12 protein-coding genes are annotated in these 16,545 nt (G+C 55.3%); all 12 read left to right on the top strand.

The window, feature by feature from the left end; genetic code table 11:
- Positions 1–56 precede the first annotated feature (56 nt).
- The 12 genes from IE102_RS13015 to IE102_RS12960 all read left to right on the top strand — a co-directional run bounded on the left by IE102_RS13015 (position 57) and on the right by IE102_RS12960 (position 16,108).
- Complete coding sequence (locus IE102_RS13015; protein WP_189487339.1) at positions 57–821, top strand: SapC family protein; 765 nt, start codon at positions 57–59, stop codon at positions 819–821.
- A 17-nt stretch (positions 822–838) separates the two neighbouring features.
- The gene (locus tag IE102_RS13010; protein ID WP_189487336.1) at positions 839–1,435 is read left to right on the top strand and encodes an OmpH/Skp family outer membrane protein; all 597 of its coding nucleotides are present in this window, start codon (positions 839–841) and stop codon (positions 1,433–1,435) included.
- A 1,166-nt stretch (positions 1,436–2,601) separates the two neighbouring features.
- Entirely contained in the window at positions 2,602–3,672 is a 1,071-nt protein-coding gene (locus IE102_RS13005) for an ABC transporter ATP-binding protein (RefSeq protein WP_189487334.1), read from the top strand.
- Positions 3,672–4,550 carry a carbohydrate ABC transporter permease gene (locus tag IE102_RS13000; RefSeq protein WP_189487429.1) on the top strand — a complete coding sequence of 293 codons (879 nt, stop codon included), beginning with the start codon at positions 3,672–3,674 and terminating at the stop codon, positions 4,548–4,550. Before IE102_RS13005 ends, IE102_RS13000 begins: the two co-directional genes overlap by 1 nt.
- The gene (locus IE102_RS12995; protein WP_189487332.1) at positions 4,547–5,383 is read left to right on the top strand and encodes a carbohydrate ABC transporter permease; all 837 of its coding nucleotides are present in this window, start codon (positions 4,547–4,549) and stop codon (positions 5,381–5,383) included. Before IE102_RS13000 ends, IE102_RS12995 begins: the two co-directional genes overlap by 4 nt.
- Before the next feature lie 8 nt (positions 5,384–5,391).
- Complete coding sequence (locus tag IE102_RS12990; RefSeq protein ID WP_229807747.1) at positions 5,392–6,693, top strand: ABC transporter substrate-binding protein; 1,302 nt, start codon at positions 5,392–5,394, stop codon at positions 6,691–6,693.
- Between the two features lie 9 nt (positions 6,694–6,702).
- A complete protein-coding gene (gene arfA / locus IE102_RS12985) occupies positions 6,703–8,217 on the top strand; it encodes an arabinosylfuranosidase ArfA (RefSeq protein ID WP_189487328.1) in 1,515 nt (504 codons plus the stop codon).
- Positions 8,218–8,548: 331 nt separating this feature from the next.
- Positions 8,549–11,407, top strand: coding sequence for a TonB-dependent receptor (locus tag IE102_RS12980; RefSeq protein WP_229807746.1), 2,859 nt, complete (start codon positions 8,549–8,551; stop codon positions 11,405–11,407).
- Positions 11,408–11,490: 83 nt separating this feature from the next.
- Positions 11,491–12,495, top strand: a complete 1,005-nt coding sequence (locus tag IE102_RS12975; RefSeq protein WP_189487325.1) for an arabinan endo-1,5-alpha-L-arabinosidase — start codon at positions 11,491–11,493, stop codon at positions 12,493–12,495.
- Positions 12,492–13,238, top strand: a complete 747-nt coding sequence (locus IE102_RS12970) for a FadR/GntR family transcriptional regulator (RefSeq protein WP_189487324.1) — start codon at positions 12,492–12,494, stop codon at positions 13,236–13,238. The genes IE102_RS12975 and IE102_RS12970 overlap by 4 nt, the downstream gene beginning before the upstream one ends.
- 30 nt (positions 13,239–13,268) lie before the next feature.
- Entirely contained in the window at positions 13,269–14,849 is a 1,581-nt protein-coding gene (locus tag IE102_RS12965; protein WP_189487322.1) for an alpha-N-arabinofuranosidase, read from the top strand.
- Between the two features lie 65 nt (positions 14,850–14,914).
- The gene (locus IE102_RS12960) at positions 14,915–16,108 is read left to right on the top strand and encodes a ricin-type beta-trefoil lectin domain protein (protein WP_189487320.1); all 1,194 of its coding nucleotides are present in this window, start codon (positions 14,915–14,917) and stop codon (positions 16,106–16,108) included.
- Positions 16,109–16,545 lie beyond the last annotated feature (437 nt).

Below are 16,545 nucleotides of genomic sequence, written 5' to 3'. Positions count from 1 at the left end.
GGCCCGCAGTCTTGTGGCCCCGGCGACACCTCTCATGATTATGCAGGAGTTTATTTATGTCTGACACCGTTACCAACCCTTCCGGCCTTCCGCTGTTTTACCAAAAGCCTCAACCGCTTGCATCAGGCATCCACGGCGCCTTGCGGATTAAGGACGGCGACTATGGCTTTGCCGCCGATACCGCCTGTATTCCGCTGATGCTGAGTGAGTTTGCCTTTGCGGCCCGCGATTATCCGGTGTTGTTTGCCGCACAAACCATGGCACCGGTCGCCCTTATGGGGTTGCAAAACCAGAACCTGTTCGTAAGCGACGGGGCCTGGGATGAAGACGCCTATATTCCGGCCTATGCCCGTCGGTATCCGTTTAGCACCCTGCGGCTTGAGGAAGACAAGGGTTTTGCCATGGTTCTCGACGTCGCCAGTCCACGCGTGACCGATAGTGCTGACGAAGGCATAGCCCTGTTTGAAGGCGATGAACCGTCGGCCTACACCAAACAGGTTCTGGCGTTTTGTGAGCAGTTTCACGCTGATGCCCTAATGACTGAAGCTTTTAGCGAGGCCCTGAAAGCGCAGGACCTCCTGATCGAGCGCCGCGCCGATATCGTGCTGCCCGATGGCGAAAAATTGGGCGTCAATGGCTTTCTGATTATTGATCCTGAGCGGTTCTCTGCCCTAGATGAAAGCATCATCACCGAATGGCATCGCAAAGGCTGGTTAGGAATTGTTCATTTTCATCTGGCCTCGCTTGAACGATTTCAGAACCTTGTAAAGCGTCAGTCGCGACGCTCGAATTCGCCAGATTCACAAGACAAAGCCGCTTAATTTTTAGGAAAAATGTAATGATCTTCCGTACACACAGCCTGATTTTATCCTCGTTTCTGGCCGCTCTGACCGTTCTGCCGGTTCAAGCTCAAACGCCCGCCGCGCCACAGACAGGGCTGGGCGGGCCGGTAATTGCCGGGGTTTGCCTGATGTCGCGTGAAGCCGTCCTGGTCAATTCCAAGGCCGGCGTTGCCGCTACCGCCCGGTTGCAGCAATTGACCACCGAAGCGCAGACCGAAATCGTGAACTTAAGAAAACCTGTCGAAACAGAGGCCGAAGCTCTGCGCAAAGAGCAGGCAAAGCTTTCGACTGAGCAACTCAGCACCCGTCAAAAGGCGCTGGGGCAAAAACTTCAGACGGTTCAGCTTCAGGCCGAGCATCGCGGTCGTGAAATAGAGGCTACGCGTCAGAAGGTGCTTGATAAGATCAGTACAGAGGCACAGCCGGTTATTGCGTCGGTTTATAAGGCCAAGGGTTGCGGTCTTCTGGTAGATCGCAACAGCGTGCTGGGCGGCAACCTTACCAATGACATCACAGCCAGCGTCGTGGCAGCCCTGGATACCAAGTTGAGCACCGTAACCTTCAACCGCGAAGTTTTGCCGGTTTCACAATAATCAGCTAGGTCTAATTATTCGCTGTTAGCGTCGCTAGCGACGACGCCATCTTCAATATTCTGTCGCGCCTCACGCAATAGCCGGTAATGGGATTTTGCGAGCTGGGCGAATATCCAGGGATGTTCGACAGCCTTGGCTTGCCGGACATCCCTGTTGGCGGTTACAAGCCAATCTGCTCTGCCATTTCCAGAGCGTCATCAACTTCGATGCCCAGATATCGCACCGTGCTTTCGAGCTTTGTATGTCCGAGGAGGAGTTGCACTGCTCGTAAGTTTCCTGTCTGCGATACAGTTAGGGTGCCTTCGTTCGCCGCATCGTGTGGGTGCCGTACATCGTCGTCTCCAGTCCGATACTTTCGACCCAGGTGTGGACGATCCGAGAATACTGTCTTGTGGAAATATGAGGCCGGTGTTTTGATCGGCCGGGGAAGAGGTGTCCTGAGCCGCCAGCAGGTAATTGCGCGAGCAGTCTTTCAACCGACAACCGGGTGTGTTCAGTGATTTCGAATTTTACAGGCTTACCGGTCTTCTGTTGAATGATGGTCGCCCGGTCACGGACTTTCCCAGCCTGGCAGAGATCATTTACGCGCGGCGCACAAGGTCACAGGCCCTTAGTTTACTATCAATTGCTAGATTGAATAGGGCGAGGTCTCGCGGTGACTGGCTCAATTCTAGCCTTACGCGAATTGACCACACGTGCTTAGGCTGGAGTGGCTTTTTCTGCCCAATCAGTAAGCCCTGTTCCATGGCGGGGTGCGGGTAGGAAGTTGATCTTCGGACATGGCGGATTCTCCGCCGGCCCCCCCACCGCAACTCGCTTTTGCACACCACCAGTGTACCACGGATTGGAACCAACGGCGACGGCTAAGAATAAGCGTGCGGTTTGGAAATGTCCGCTTATGGGGCGCTCGCAAGCGGTTGGACCCAATGTCCGGAATGGGCGCAAGGTGGAATATTTAGGGGTCATTGGAATGTTCGGCCCCTATAACAGCCGAAATAAGTGGCTTGCTGAAGTTAACCCATGATGCTAGCTATATTGTCTGAGTTTTAATGCCGCGTATAAGCAGCGACAACTCACAGGGACAAGATATTCATCTCTTTACATAAAAAAGCCCTTGGAGTTAGAGGCTTGAAAGGGATGGACCAGGGAGCAAAGGTCTAAGCGTCGTGAGCGCACTCGACATCCGTAATGTCACCAAGGCCTATGGGCCGACTACGGTGCTGGACGATATTTCGCTGACAGCGGAATCCAATGAATTTATTGCCTTTCTGGGCCCGTCGGGCTGCGGGAAAACGACGCTGTTGCGCATGATCGCGGGCCTTGAAACCGTCGATAGCGGCCAGATTCATATCGGTGGGCAGCGTATCGATGAACTGGCGCCGGGGGAGCGCGGGGTGGCCATGGTGTTTCAGCACTATGCCCTCTATCCGCATATGACCATCCGCGAAAATATGGCGTTCGGGCTAAAGAATATCAAAACCAGTAAGACTGAAATCGACGCCCGTATAGGTGAGGCGGCGCGCATTCTGGAGATCGAAGCCTTTCTGGATAAAAAGCCGGGGCAACTGTCCGGCGGACAGAAACAACGCGTCGCCATTGGCCGGGCGATCGTTAAAAAGCCAGACATTTTCCTGTTTGATGAGCCATTGTCAAACCTTGATGCCGCGTTACGGATGCGCACGCGGTTGGAACTGGCGCAGCTTCGGCGGCGGTTAAAAGCGACCATGATACTGGTCACCCATGATCAGGTGGAGGCCATGACTCTGGCCGACCGAATTGTTGTGATACATGGCCGAAAAATCCAGCAGGTCGGCACGCCAATGGAAATCTATGGCCGTCCGGCCAACAGGTTCGTGGCGTCTTTTGTGGGTTCGCCGCCGATGAATTTTCTGCCGGTTACAGTATCAGGCGCTAAGGCCGTGGCGACCCTTAGTGATGGCACCGTCTTTGCGACGGCTATTACCAATTTACCGGAAAGTAGATCATGGGAACTGGGGCTGCGGCCTGAGCACGTGCGCGTCAATGACACCGGTGTTTCGGCCAAGGTCGAGTTTGTTGAGCGGTTAGGGGAGCGCACTCTGATTTATGCGCGCCTCAGTGACGGCACAGCGATCACCGCCGAAGATGTCGGTCTGAGTCGCCTGAATATGGGTGACGAGGTGCATCTGTCCATCGACGCGCAGGCAGCGCACCTGTTTGACGCTGACGGGCGCGGTTATCATGCGGAGACGGCGTGATGCTGTCCGCCAAGGCCAAAACTCAACTCGGCAATTTTCTGTTTGTGGCGCCGTATATGTTTGTGTTCGCGTGGCTTTTGGTCTGGCCGCTGATGTCCGGCATGGGGCTGAGCCTGTTTAAGGCTGACCTGTTCGGCGGGGCCACGTTTGTGGGGCTGGAAAATTATGGGCGGCTGCTGTCCGATCCTGTATTCTTGCAGGCAGTAGGCAATACGTTTTTGTTTGTTCTGTTGTGCGTGCCGCCACTGGCAATCATTCCGCTGATACTGGCGCTGCTGCTTAATCGCTCTACTCGCGTCGCCGCCTTTTTCAGGGGCGTGTTTTTCTCATCATCCGTTTTGTCGGTCACCATCGTCACCCTGATCTGGCGGATGGTGCTGATACCTGATGGGGGTTTTGTCGCCAACATACTGGCGGTTTTTGGTTTGCCGCCGATCCCGTTTTTTTCCGATCCCGGCATTGTTATGGGGTCTATGGCGATCATTACGGTGTGGTGGTGTCTGGGCCTGCCGATGATGTTGTACCTGTCGGCCCTTCAGCAGGTGCCGCAGGATATTTATGAAGCCGCCGCCCTCGACAACAGCCGGTGGTGGACGACGCTCACCCGCATCACCTTACCCAGTATCAGCCGCACGGTCGTGCTGGTGGTGATCATGCAGTGTGTGCTGCAGTTTCAGTTATTTGGCCAGCCACAACTGATCACACAGGGCGGACCGAACGGTGCATCGCGGCCAATCGTCCTATTTATTTTTGAGGTCGGGTTCCGGCGCTGGGATATCGGCTATGCCGCGGCGGCGTCGCAGATCCTGTTCGCGATCATCCTGCTGGTGACACTGGGGCAGTATTTACTGACGAGAAAACGCACAGGTGACGCATGAGCCATTCGCGCAACCAGAAATGGCGTGAAGTTGGTGTTTTGATTTCCCTGATCGTACTGGGTCTGATCATGGTCAGCCCCCTGATCTGGACGGTGATGCTGTCGCTGAAATCCAATGGTGAGTTGCTGCGCTCGACCGCCAATGCGTTCAATCCGCCCTATACGGGTGAAAACTATGCCGCGATCATGGCCAATTCCGGCGTGTTTCGCTGGCTGCTGAATTCGGCCTTTGTGTCGACCCTGCAAACGCTTGGGGTGCTGATCCTGTCATCGCTGGCTGGATACGGATTTGCGCGGCTGGAGTTTCCGTTTCGCAATCAGCTATTCCTGATTGTCCTGTTTGGCCTCGCGATCCCTGAGCAGGCTGTGATCATTACCCGCCATCAGATGTTTGCTGATTTGCACCTGCACAACACCTATCCGGGGCTGATCCTGCCGGGATTGGCCGCACCGTTCGGCGTATTCCTGATGACCCAGTATTTCAAGGCGATCCCGAAAGAACTGGATGAAGCGGCTATGCTGGATAGCGCCTCACGGTTCAAAATTTTCTGGAAGGTGCTGTTGCCGCTGACCCTGCCGGCGCAGGCGACGCTTGGGATTTTCACATTTCTGGCGTCATGGAATGATTACTGGTGGCCACTGATTTCGGCAACGCGGGCGGATATGTTTACGCTGACCGTCGGAATTGCTTCATCCCAGATCAACTTCGCCCAGACGTCGGGGCTGGGCTACCTGATGACGCAGGCGGTGTTTGCGTCTCTGCCGATCCTGATCGTCTATATCATCTTCCAGAAATATATTGTGCGCGCCGTCGCCGGGGCAGCGGTACGATGAAGACACTCGTGTCTCTTTTAATAATGGCGTTGGCGATTTCGGCTTGCTCTCCCAAAGACGAGCGCACCCATGTTACGGTGCAGCGCATCTTTGGAGAATGCCGTGCCAATGTGCCGCGCGATCAGGCGCCTCTGCGTAACCCTGATGGCGAATGCGAAATCCTGACCGGCCTGATCGACCAATTCGAGCGTGAAAATCCCGACATAGACCTGACCGTAAACATCGTTGCCTGGCCGGGTTATGATCAGTTATCGGCGCAATATGCCGCCGGTAATCCGCCGGATGTGGTGTCGATTCACATGTCATCTATGCCCGATTATCAGTCACGCGGTCTGATCGTGCCGTTGACCGCCGAACTGGCGCAGGTCGGAGTTACGGCCAAGGCTTTTACCCCCGCAGCCCGTCAGGGGGTAACCATCAAAAATGAGCTTTACGGCCTGCCGTTCGATAATTGGACGCCGTTGTGGCACATCAACACGGGTTTGTTCGCCAAAGCCGGATTGATGAGAGACGGTGAACCCATCCTGCCACGCACGCCCGAAGACCTGCTGGCTCAGGCGCGCCAGTTCAAGGCCGCGACCGGAAAACCCTATTTCGTTCAGTCGATGATCAATGAGCGCGCGGCCTATACCCGCAACCTCTATACCTATCTGATGAACCAAAAGGCGGCGTTTTTCGAAGACCCGAAACATATCCGCCTCAACACCCCCGAAGCCCGTCGCATCGTCGCCTTGTTCAAGCAAATCTATGATGAAAGCCTAACCACAAAGGATCAGGATTATTCGTCGGCGACCCAAGGGTTCATGAACGGGCAGGGCGGGGTTTACCTCGTCGGTACATGGATGATTGGCGCCTATGAAGCCGAGGCCAACACGCCGGGGCAGCCGCTCTATAAATCCTATACCGTAAAACCGTATCCCATGCTGTTTGGGCCGGAGCAGGCTGCCTATGTCGATGGCCATGCCTGGGTGGTCTCGAACCGCGAGCGCACGCCGACTCAGAACGAAGCCGTTCGGCGCTTCCTGAAATTCCTTTATGACCATAATTATGACTGGTCGCGCACCGGCCACCTGCCGACCGTTCAGGCCGTGGCGCAATCGCCGCAATATCTGAGCCTGCCGCACCGGCGCGATATTGTCGCCCTGTCGGAGATTGGCAGGACTTTGCCGTCCGAGGTTCAGCGCCAGTTCGCCATTCAGGACATCATCGGCGATGAGCTGTTTTCGGCCATTGCCGGCCATAAACCGATCGAACAGGCGCTGACTGACGCCGAAACTCGTACCAATGATCTGCTGTTCCATCTTCTGTGAGAGACCGTCATGACCCTCAAAGCCACCGTCATCGCTGATGCTGATTTCGTCATATCCAAGTTGGATCGCCGCCTGTTTGGCACCTTCGTTGAGCATATGGGTAGGTGTGTCTATGGCGGCATCTATGAACCCGGTCATCCGACCGCCGATGCCAACGGCTTTCGTCAGGATGTCATGGCCCTGACCCGCGAATTGGGGCCGACTATCGTGCGCTATCCCGGTGGCAATTTCCTGAGCGGCTATGACTGGGAAGACGGGGTGGGTCCAAAGGAAAACCGTCCGATCAAGCTCGATCTGGCATGGCATTCAACGGAAACCAACGAATTTGGCACCAACGAATTTATGGTCTGGTGCAAGGAAGCCGGAGTCCAGCCGATGTTTGCCGTAAATCTGGGGACGCGCGGGCCGGATGAGGCGCGTCATTTTCTGGAATACTGCAACCATCCCGGCGGCACCTACTATTCTGATTTGCGCATTTCTCATGGCTTCACGGAGCCGCACAACATCAAGTTCTGGTGCCTCGGCAACGAAATGGACGGGCCGTGGCAGACCTGCGCCAAGACCGCCCACGAATATGGCCGTATCGCGCAGGAAACGGGCAAGGTCATGAAGTGGGTTGATCCGTCGATTGAACTGACCGCCTGTGGCTCATCCCAGCGCCTGATGCCGACCTACGGCAAGTGGGAATATGAAGTGCTCGATACCTGCTTTGATCAGGTCGATTATATTTCCCTGCATCATTACATGCGCAATGATGGCAATGACATCAAAGAGTTCTTTGCCGAGATCGAGGCGCTCGATTATTTCATCACCGAAGTGGCCGCCATTGCTGATGCGGTCGCCGCTAGTCGCCGATCCACCAAGCGCATCATGCTGTCGCTCGATGAATGGAATGTCTGGTATAAGGCCCATACGCCGGATGATCTGAAAAAGCCGGGCTGGCCCAAGGCGCCGCCGTTGCTCGAAGAAATCTATAATTTTGAGGACGCGCTGGTGGTTGGTGGTGCGCTGATTGTCATGATAAACCACGCCGACCGCCTTAAGGCCGGGTGTCTGGCGCAGTTAGTCAATGTCATTGGCCCGATCATGACCGAAACCGGCGGTCCGGCCTGGCGTCAGACCATTTTTCACCCGATAGCTGACTGCACACGGCTGGGCCATGGTGAGGTGCTGCGCCTGAAGGTCGACACCACCACGTTTGAGACCAAGTCCCAAGGCGATATTCCGCATCTGTTGACCGCGGCGGTGCGTGACCCGCAAACCGGCCATGTGGCCATCTATGCGCTCAACCGGTCGACCGAAGACGCGATGGAGTTAGACATCGATCTGCGCGGTATGGGCGCGGGGCTGGCTCTGGTTGCCGCCACCGAATTGCATCATGCGGATCTGAAAATCGTAAATACCAAAGATAATGAAGTCATTAAACCGGTACCCAATGGCTCGGCGACTGTAAAGGGTAGCCGGCTCACAGCACAGCTTAAGCCGCAGTCATGGAATGTCTTTGCTATTGAAACTCAGCAATAGACCTGACCAACCACGATTTTTGGTCTGACAAATAGACTGTCGATTCATTATGAAATGTTGCGGCAGCTTTTTTTATTTGTAATTTTAACTGACAAGTTGCTGCGTCGCGGTATTTCTTGAATAAAAAGTATAAAGTATGATTTCATGTGTAAAAAATAACTATGTCAATATCCGTTGCGAGATAGATACACTGTAGTCTCTACCCTCAGAAAGCGAACATTATGTCTGAATATTGTTCTTGACTCTGGTTTTATGTCAGACAATTCTACCCTGACAAATAAAGGCGTGAGTCCGGTGAACCGGAAACGCTATAAACCAGGGAACACATCAAATGAACAACAGCGTCAAAGGCCTGAAAAAGGCATATCTGCGCTCCGGCGTCGGCATGGTCGCGCTGGTGGCGGGCGTCATTGCCGGTCAGGCGTTTGCGCAGGACACAACCACCGCTCCCGAAGCTACTGAGGATGTCACCGAAGTGGTCGTCACCGGCGTGCGCGCCAGTATGGCTAAGGCGGTCGCAGTCAAGCGCCGCTCAGTCCAGATCGTCGATTCAGTCATCGCTGAAGACATCGGTAAGCTGCCTGACAACAACGTGGTCGAAGCGCTGCAACGTGTGCCGGGCGTTCAGGTCACCAACCGTGCCGGTGGCGAAGTGTCGGGTATTTCGATCCGCGGTATGCCAGATATCACGACCACCTGGAATGGTCGTTTCGTGTTCACCGGCACAGGCCGTCAGTTGGCTTTGCAGGACATTCCGGCCAACCTGATCAACCGGATTGATGTGTTCAAGACCCGCACCTCTGATCAGATCGAAACCGGCATCGCCGGTCAGATCGATGTATCCACGCACCGCCCGTTCAACTTCAAGGGCCTTCAGATCTCGGCAGCGGCGCGCGGCGTCTATCATGAGCAGGCGGGCGAATATAACCCGAACATGAGCGCCCTGATTTCTAATCGCTGGGATACGGGTGCGGGCGAAGTCGGTGCTCTGCTGAACGTATCATACTCGCGCACGAAATACCGCAACCAGGATCTGAATGTCGGGGCGATGGTGCCGTTCCTGACCGAAAATCCTCCTGCGGGTTTTGTGCCGCTTGAGCGTCTATTCCCAGATAATCCTCGTTCGCCCTGGCCAACAGGTCTCGAAAACGGGCTGCCTTATGCGCCGGGTTCTACCCTTTTGGTTGACGGGGTAGCGACACCTTACTATCTGGCGCGCGATGCCATGATTGCGACCGATCTTTACGGTGACCGTGAGCGCCCTGCCGTAAATGCCGCTTTACAATGGCGTCCCAACGACTGGTCTGAATATACCTTTGAATATTTCTACGAAGGTTATCGCAACGAAATCTTCAATTCGATGCTGTTTACGTTCGTTGACTGGTGGGGATCTGTTGGCGCCAATCCGGCGTCGACCTTTGAGTTGTTCCCCGGTACAAACATCATCAAATCGCGCACCGTCAATGACGTCTATGGCTTCAACTCATCAGACTACACTAAGCAAAAGACCGATACGCATGTCTATGCTCTGAATGGTAAGTGGAATCTGCCGCACAACCTGACCGTAGTCGGTGACCTATCCTGGCAGAAGAGTGATTTCCAGTCAGACTTTTTTGCAATGCGCACCGATCAGGCCGGCCATGATGTGGTGATCGATTTTAATGCCAAGGATGGTTTACCTGCTTACATCTTTACAGACCCAAATGCCTTGACTGACCCGACGCGTTGGTCGGTGGCTGAGCTTTATGACAATATCAACCGCGATGAGGGCGATGCCTTAACGGTGTCTTTGGACGCCGACTGGAAGCCGGATGACACTGTGCTAAGGAATGTCAGCTTTGGTATTCGCTATGATGACCGTGGTGCCACTCATTCATTCTGGGGGCAGGATGCAGGCCGGTTGAATCGCTCGCTCAGTACGCTGCCAGCGGAATCCTTATTCCAGAACAGCGGTTTCTTTGATGGCGAAGCTGATGTTCCTCAATCTTGGGTCTTGCCGGACGGGCGTTATCTATATGCCAATGCCGATACAATCAGAGCGACTTACCGTGACAGTGGGCAAGTGAGAACAGGCCAAATCGTCACCAGTTCAGGTATCAACCTGACCGAAGATTTCGACGTTCAGGAAGTGACGCAATCGGCCTATATCATGGCCGATATCGAACCCCAAATCTTCGGACGCACGCTTCTTGTCAATGCCGGTCTGCGCTATGTCAAGGTCGATACGGACATGACCTTTGTTGATAGGGGAACGGGCCGGGTGTCATCGGATTCCGCTTCGGTTCGGCGTTTGCTACCCAGCTTTACGCTGCGTTATGACCTGACCGATAGTGTGCGTCTGCGCTATAACTATGGTGAGACCCTGCGTCGTCCGGACTTTGGCGCCCTGAACCCGAACTATACCTTGACCGGTGACCTTTCGAATATCGGTCGCGGGTCGGGTTCACGGGGGAATCCTGAGCTTGCGCCGACCGAGTCGAAGAACCAGGATCTGGCCGTGGAATGGTACTTCGCACCGGACAGCGTTGTGCACCTGACATTTTTCAAGCGCGAAATCGAGGGGCTGGTCATTACCTCACCTCTGCTGGTCACTATTCCAGAAGATGAGACTGGCCTTTCCGAAGATACGACCACCTTCCTTATCAGCCGCCCTGACAATGCGTCCAACGGTGTGCTTGAAGGCATGGAACTGGGCCTGACTTACTTCCCTGATCTTCCGGGTTTGCTGGACGGTTTGGGCGTTCAAGCCAGCGCCACATGGCTGGACTCATCGCAGAATATTCCGCTTTATGACACATCAGGTGCGGCGCCTGTAAAAATTGGTGAAGATCAGTCATCCTTCTTCGGGGTGTCGGAGTTCTCCTATAATGTGACGGCGGCATACGAAAAAGGCCCGATCGGCGGTCGTCTGTCATATGTCTGGCGCGATGACTTCCTGGCCTTCAACGAAGCGCGGCTTTTTGCTAATCCGCTTGGTGTATGGAACCGCCCTGAAAAGAGCCTCGACCTTCAGGTCAATTACGATGTGACCGATAAACTGTCGATCTCGTTCGATGCTATTAACCTGACCAACGAAATCGGTCAGAACTACTATGCGTTTGGTAGCTCAGGCGGCCCTGACACCCATAATCACGTCAGTGGCCTTTGGAGCCGTCAGTTCGCCGTTGGTCTGCGCTGGAGACTTAACTAGCCTTCCCCAGAAAGTATCCTCTGGTCACTGGGCGCTGTTCCCCAAAGGTTCAGCGCCCCTTTTATTTCGGATGGAGGCTTCCAATGTTTGACCGCAGGCAAGCCCTTATGGCCTTATGCGGGGCGGTGGTTCCGGCCAGTGCCATTAGCGCAGCTCCGTCCAGTGAACGTCTGACGGGCAATCTGTCGCCGGTGCATGATCCGTGCATCATCAAGGCCGAGGGCCTCTATCACATATTTTCCACCTCGCGCCTGAACGAAGGGCCGGGGGCGATCCACTGGCGCACCTCTAAGGATCTCATCAACTGGGAGCTTAAAGGGGCCGTGATGACGCAGTTTCCGGCGTGGGTTAAGGATGAATTGCCCGACACCCGCGGCGCGTGGGCGCCGGATATCATCTATACCGAAGGCCGCTACAGGCTTTATTATTCGCTGTCGATGTTCGGCAAGAACACCTCCCGTATTGCGATGTTATCGACACCGACGCTGGATACCACACGACCTGAGTTTGGCTGGCGCGATGACGGTGTTGTGGTGCGTTCTGAGGCCCGCAGTGACCATAATGCCATCGACAGCCACGCCTTTATCGATGACGATGGCCGCCATTGGCTGAGCTGGGGCAGTTTCTGGAGCGGCATAAAGCTGGCCGAACTCGATCCGACTACCGGCAAACTCAAAAAACCCGGTGCCTTGCCGCGCTCACTGGTCAAGCGCGATTCACCGGGGGCGGTCGAAGCGCCGGTGATCTTTAAGCGCGGGGAGTATTATTACCTGTTTGTGTCCTATGACTTCTGCTGCCGGGGTGTCAATTCCACCTACCATACGGTGGTGGGGCGATCGAAATCCGTGACCGGTTCTTATGTAGATGATCGGGGTAAGCCCATGAAAGACGGGGGCGGACGGATTGTGCTCCATGCCGATCTTGATCCGTCGGGACGTTGGAAAGGGCCGGGGCACTGCGATGTCTTCGGCGATGAAGGCCGCGATTATATTGTCTATCACGCCTATGACGGCCAGAATGGCGGGCGTGCGACCTTGCGCATTAATACACTAACCTGGACCGCCGATGGCTGGCCGGTGGCGTCATGATGGATGACCTGAACGACAGCTTTGCCGGAGCGGGCGACATGGGGGCGGACGGCTCACCGGAGCGGCTGCACGGGGCGCTGGCGCACCGGCTGGCGGTCGATATTCTAAAGAATATCCATCCGCCCGGCACGATTTTGCCGTCAGAGATCGAGTCGAGTGGCACGCTTAATATATCGCGTTCGGCCTACCGCGAGGCCATCCGCATTCTGGCCGCTAAGGGCATGGTCGAGAGCCGTCCCAAGGCCGGCACGCGGGTGACGCAGAGGTCGCGCTGGAACATTCTGGACCCTGATGTGCTCGGCTGGATGTTTGAGACGGAACCGTCCGAGGATTTCATCAAAGGCTTGTTTGAACTGCGCCTGATCACCGAACCTGCAGGGGCGGGATTGGCCGCCCTGCGCCGCACTGATGCGCAAATAAAAGACATGGCAGACGGCCTTGAGCGCATGGCCAAATATAGTCTGGCGACCGAGGCGGGGCGCAAGGGTGATATCGATTTTCACCATGCCCTGATTACCGCCACCCATAATGAGGCGCTGGTGTCGCTCAGTACGTCGATAGGGGCGGCGATTACCTGGTCGACGCGCTTTAAGCAACGGCGCAACGCCCTGCCGCGTGACCCTATGCCGGATCATATCAAGGTGTTCGACGCGATTGTGGCGCAGGATGTCGGGCTGGCGCGCTGGTGCATGGAATCGCTGGTTCGTATGGCGCTGGATGATACCCAGCGCAGTATGGATTAGGACGCAGAGTTAAATGAAGAGGAACCCATAATGCTAACCGGACTGAAAACCCTGATGACGGGGGTGGCGCTTGCTACAACCCTGATGGCCGCCCCTGCGCTGACGCAAACGGCGATCAAGGCTGATCTGACGATCGATACCGCCAAATCTGGCAAGGTTATTCCGCCGGAAATCTACGGTCATTTTGCCGAGCATCTGGGGCGCATGGTCTATGAGGGGGTCTGGGTTGGTGAGGATTCCAAAATCCCCAATACGCGCGGTATCCGCAATGACGTGGTGGGGGCGCTTAAGCACCTGAACGTGCCGGTCATTCGTTGGCCGGGTGGCTGTTTTGCCGACCGCTATCACTGGATGGACGGTATCGGCCCGCGTGATAAGCGCCCGGTGACCATCAACACCATCTGGGGTGGGGTCGAAGAATCCAACGCCTTTGGCACCCACGAGTTTATGGACTTTGCCGAACAGATCGGCAGTAAGGTCTATATCGCCGGCAATGTTGGCACGGGCTCCCCTAAGGAAATGTCGCAGTGGCTGGAATATATGACGGCCAGCGATAATTCCCAAATGGCAAAACTGCGTCGCCAGAATGGTCGAGAGGCGCCATGGAAGGTCGAATATTTCGGTGTTGGTAATGAGACCTGGGGCTGTGGCGGGGATATGACGCCGGAACATTCAGCCAATCTGTTCAAGCAGTTTGCCACCTTCTCAGACAATTATCACCCGGATCAGAAAACGCCGGAAACGCGCATGGTCAAGGTCATGTCGGGGGCCAATGTGGCTGACTTCAACTGGACCGAAGTGTCCATGAAGATGAAGAATAACAACACACATGCCTTGTCGCTACACTACTACACCTCGGCGGGTCTGAACTGGCCGCCATCGCGTCCGTCAACCGGCTTTGATGAGGCGGGTTGGGCCGTGGTTTTGAAAGAAGCCTTCTACATGGAGGAGCTGGTTCAGAAACATTCGGCCATTATGGACAAGTACGATCCTGAGAAAAAAGTCGCTCTTTATGTCGATGAATGGGGCACCTGGTATAAGACTGATGATCTGAAAAATCCGGGCTTCCTCTATCAGCAGAACTCACTGCGCGATGGTCTGGTGGCGGCGCTGCATTTCAACATTTTCCACAAATATACCGACCGGGTGAAGATGGCCAATCTGGCCCAGACTGTGAATGTGCTTCAGGCCGTTATCCTGACTGACAAGGACAAGATGATCCTGACGCCGACTTACCACGTCTTTGATCTCTATAAGCCGTTCATGGGCGCGACCCACATTCCGGTGATGCTCAATTCGGCCAAATATACGGTCGGTGATATCTCCCTGCCGGCTGTTGATGTATCTGCGGCCAAAGGTAAGGATGGCAAGATCTGGTTGGCGGTGGTTAATCTCGATCCGAACCGTCCGGCTGAGGTCAATACGTCGACGATGGGCTTTAAGGCTAAATCCGCGGTGGGCCGGGTGTTGACGGGTGACCGGATCGATGCCCACAACACCTTCGACAAGCCCAATACGGTAACCCTGAAATCGTATGAAGCTAAGGCGTCGGGTTCCGGGCTGGTGCTGAAACTGGCGCCGAAATCGGTGACCGTGGTCGAATTTCGTTAAAACGCAAACGCAACAAAAAAGAAGCGGTGCCTCATGCAGGCACCGCTCACACCGGGAGCAATATCATGAAAATCTTTACAGCAGGTCTTGGGTTTCTGGCGGCAGCGTTTATGTCGGTGACGCCCGCTCAGGCCGCTACGCCGCAAATGTCGATCAGTAGTAAATTCGCCGACGGTCAGTGCCTTGAGGCCCGCGCCGACGGATCGCTGATCATCAATAAATGCAACGCGCAAGGGGCACAACTTCTCCGCTATGATGATGCCACAGGCCGTCTGCATCAGGGCGATCAGTGCTTGTCGGCAGCGACGCGCGGCCAGCCGCTGGTGGCCAAGGCGTGCGGCGAAGGCGATGACCAGAAATGGAGCTTTGCGGAAGACGCCACCCTGCGCAGCGATAGTGGCCTGTGCGCGGATATCCTCAATTTCCGTAAGGATGCCGGCACGGCGGTCATCGCCTGGGACTGTACCGCTACCGACAATCAGAAATTCTTTGCAACCAACGTCAAGGTTGCCGCACCAGCCCTTCAGCAGGCGGCGGCGTCCATTCCTCCAATCACCGGCCAGCCGGTTCTGGCGACCTATTACGTACAGGGGCGCTGTTTGAATGTCACCGGGCGCTCCACCGTGACGATCGAGACATGCGAGCGTAAACCGGCTCAGGACTTCCGCTTCCGCAGCGGTGCCAGCGGACAGATCGTGCAGGGCGATAAATGTCTGGCGTCATCGATCAAAGGAGAAGCGCTGGTGGTTAAGGCGTGCGCAAACGTCCCTGAGCAGGACTGGACTCTGACCGCGGAAGGCACCTTGCGCAACCGAGTCGATGTCTGCGGCGATATCTTTGCCTTCCTGACGCGCAACGGCACAGACGTGATCGCCTGGGATTGTACCGCGACCGACAACCAGAAATTCTATCCTGCCATTGCCGCAGAATCAGGATCATTCTCACTGGGTGAGGCGCTGGCTAAACAGCTATCGGGCGGTGACGGTAAGGTCACAACGGTATCGATGGTGGGCGGCTATTCAGCCTACAACCTGACCGGCGCTGGGGGGCGCACGATCTCGGTCGATGCCAAAGGCCATATTACCGGCGGTGAAGGCGGTACCCTGGTTGTCGGGGGTGCGGGTGTATTGACCGTACGCTTTGCAAACGGTCTGGCCGCCCCCGGCATCAAGGCCGAACATGCCGCAGCGACTAATATCCTGCCAAAGGATTGGTCATTCTTTTCCGGGGATACGGCAGGTACGTTGCCGGTAAAATAGTGGAACTATGGGGTATTTGACTTTGGGTGCAGACGTTCACTGGACAGAGTGAAGGCACCGCCTGCGGCTATATCCATTAGTTAGATACGTCGCACGCACCGCAACTTTGTTGACTCGATTATGTAAGACGTAGTCACGTCAGTTACGTTTTATGTTGGAAAGCCTCACACAGCAGCCCAATGTCCGCTAAAGGACACTTGGCGTGCTCGAGCGCGCAATGTCTCCTTTGGGCGCGAGTCGGAACTTTGCGAGACCGTAAGGGGCACTGCGATATACCTCCGTATAAATGGGGTGAATATATATCGCAGTTTATTTCTCGCAAAATGGAATTAATGGAGATGATCTATAGCATGATAAAGATGAGTTGTGCGCCTATTTACCTGTTCGACGCAACCAGCCGAATTCATCGCGCCTTATTGCCTCCAATTGTGCTTTAA

It is taken from the genome of Asticcacaulis endophyticus (assembly GCF_014652575.1).
In the GTDB taxonomy this organism is placed as follows: domain Bacteria; phylum Pseudomonadota; class Alphaproteobacteria; order Caulobacterales; family Caulobacteraceae; genus Asticcacaulis; species Asticcacaulis endophyticus.
Note: the sequence above shows the minus strand (reverse complement) of the source record. Positions and strands in the feature narration are given on the sequence as shown.

What these genes read in the sequence shown, in the direction of transcription:
- IE102_RS13015 (WP_189487339.1), top strand. Translation starts at nt 57, where the DNA reads ATGTCTGACACCGTTACCAACCCTTCCGGCCTTCCGCTGTTTTACCAA.
- IE102_RS13010 (WP_189487336.1), top strand. Translation starts at nt 839, where the DNA reads ATGATCTTCCGTACACACAGCCTGATTTTATCCTCGTTTCTGGCCGCT.
- IE102_RS13000 (WP_189487429.1), top strand. Translation starts at nt 3,672, where the DNA reads ATGCTGTCCGCCAAGGCCAAAACTCAACTCGGCAATTTTCTGTTTGTG.
- IE102_RS12995 (WP_189487332.1), top strand. Translation starts at nt 4,547, where the DNA reads ATGAGCCATTCGCGCAACCAGAAATGGCGTGAAGTTGGTGTTTTGATT.
- arfA (WP_189487328.1), top strand. Translation starts at nt 6,703, where the DNA reads ATGACCCTCAAAGCCACCGTCATCGCTGATGCTGATTTCGTCATATCC.
- IE102_RS12980 (WP_229807746.1), top strand. Translation starts at nt 8,549, where the DNA reads ATGAACAACAGCGTCAAAGGCCTGAAAAAGGCATATCTGCGCTCCGGC.
- IE102_RS12975 (WP_189487325.1), top strand. Translation starts at nt 11,491, where the DNA reads ATGTTTGACCGCAGGCAAGCCCTTATGGCCTTATGCGGGGCGGTGGTT.
- IE102_RS12970 (WP_189487324.1), top strand. Translation starts at nt 12,492, where the DNA reads ATGATGGATGACCTGAACGACAGCTTTGCCGGAGCGGGCGACATGGGG.
- IE102_RS12965 (WP_189487322.1), top strand. Translation starts at nt 13,269, where the DNA reads ATGCTAACCGGACTGAAAACCCTGATGACGGGGGTGGCGCTTGCTACA.
- IE102_RS12960 (WP_189487320.1), top strand. Translation starts at nt 14,915, where the DNA reads ATGAAAATCTTTACAGCAGGTCTTGGGTTTCTGGCGGCAGCGTTTATG.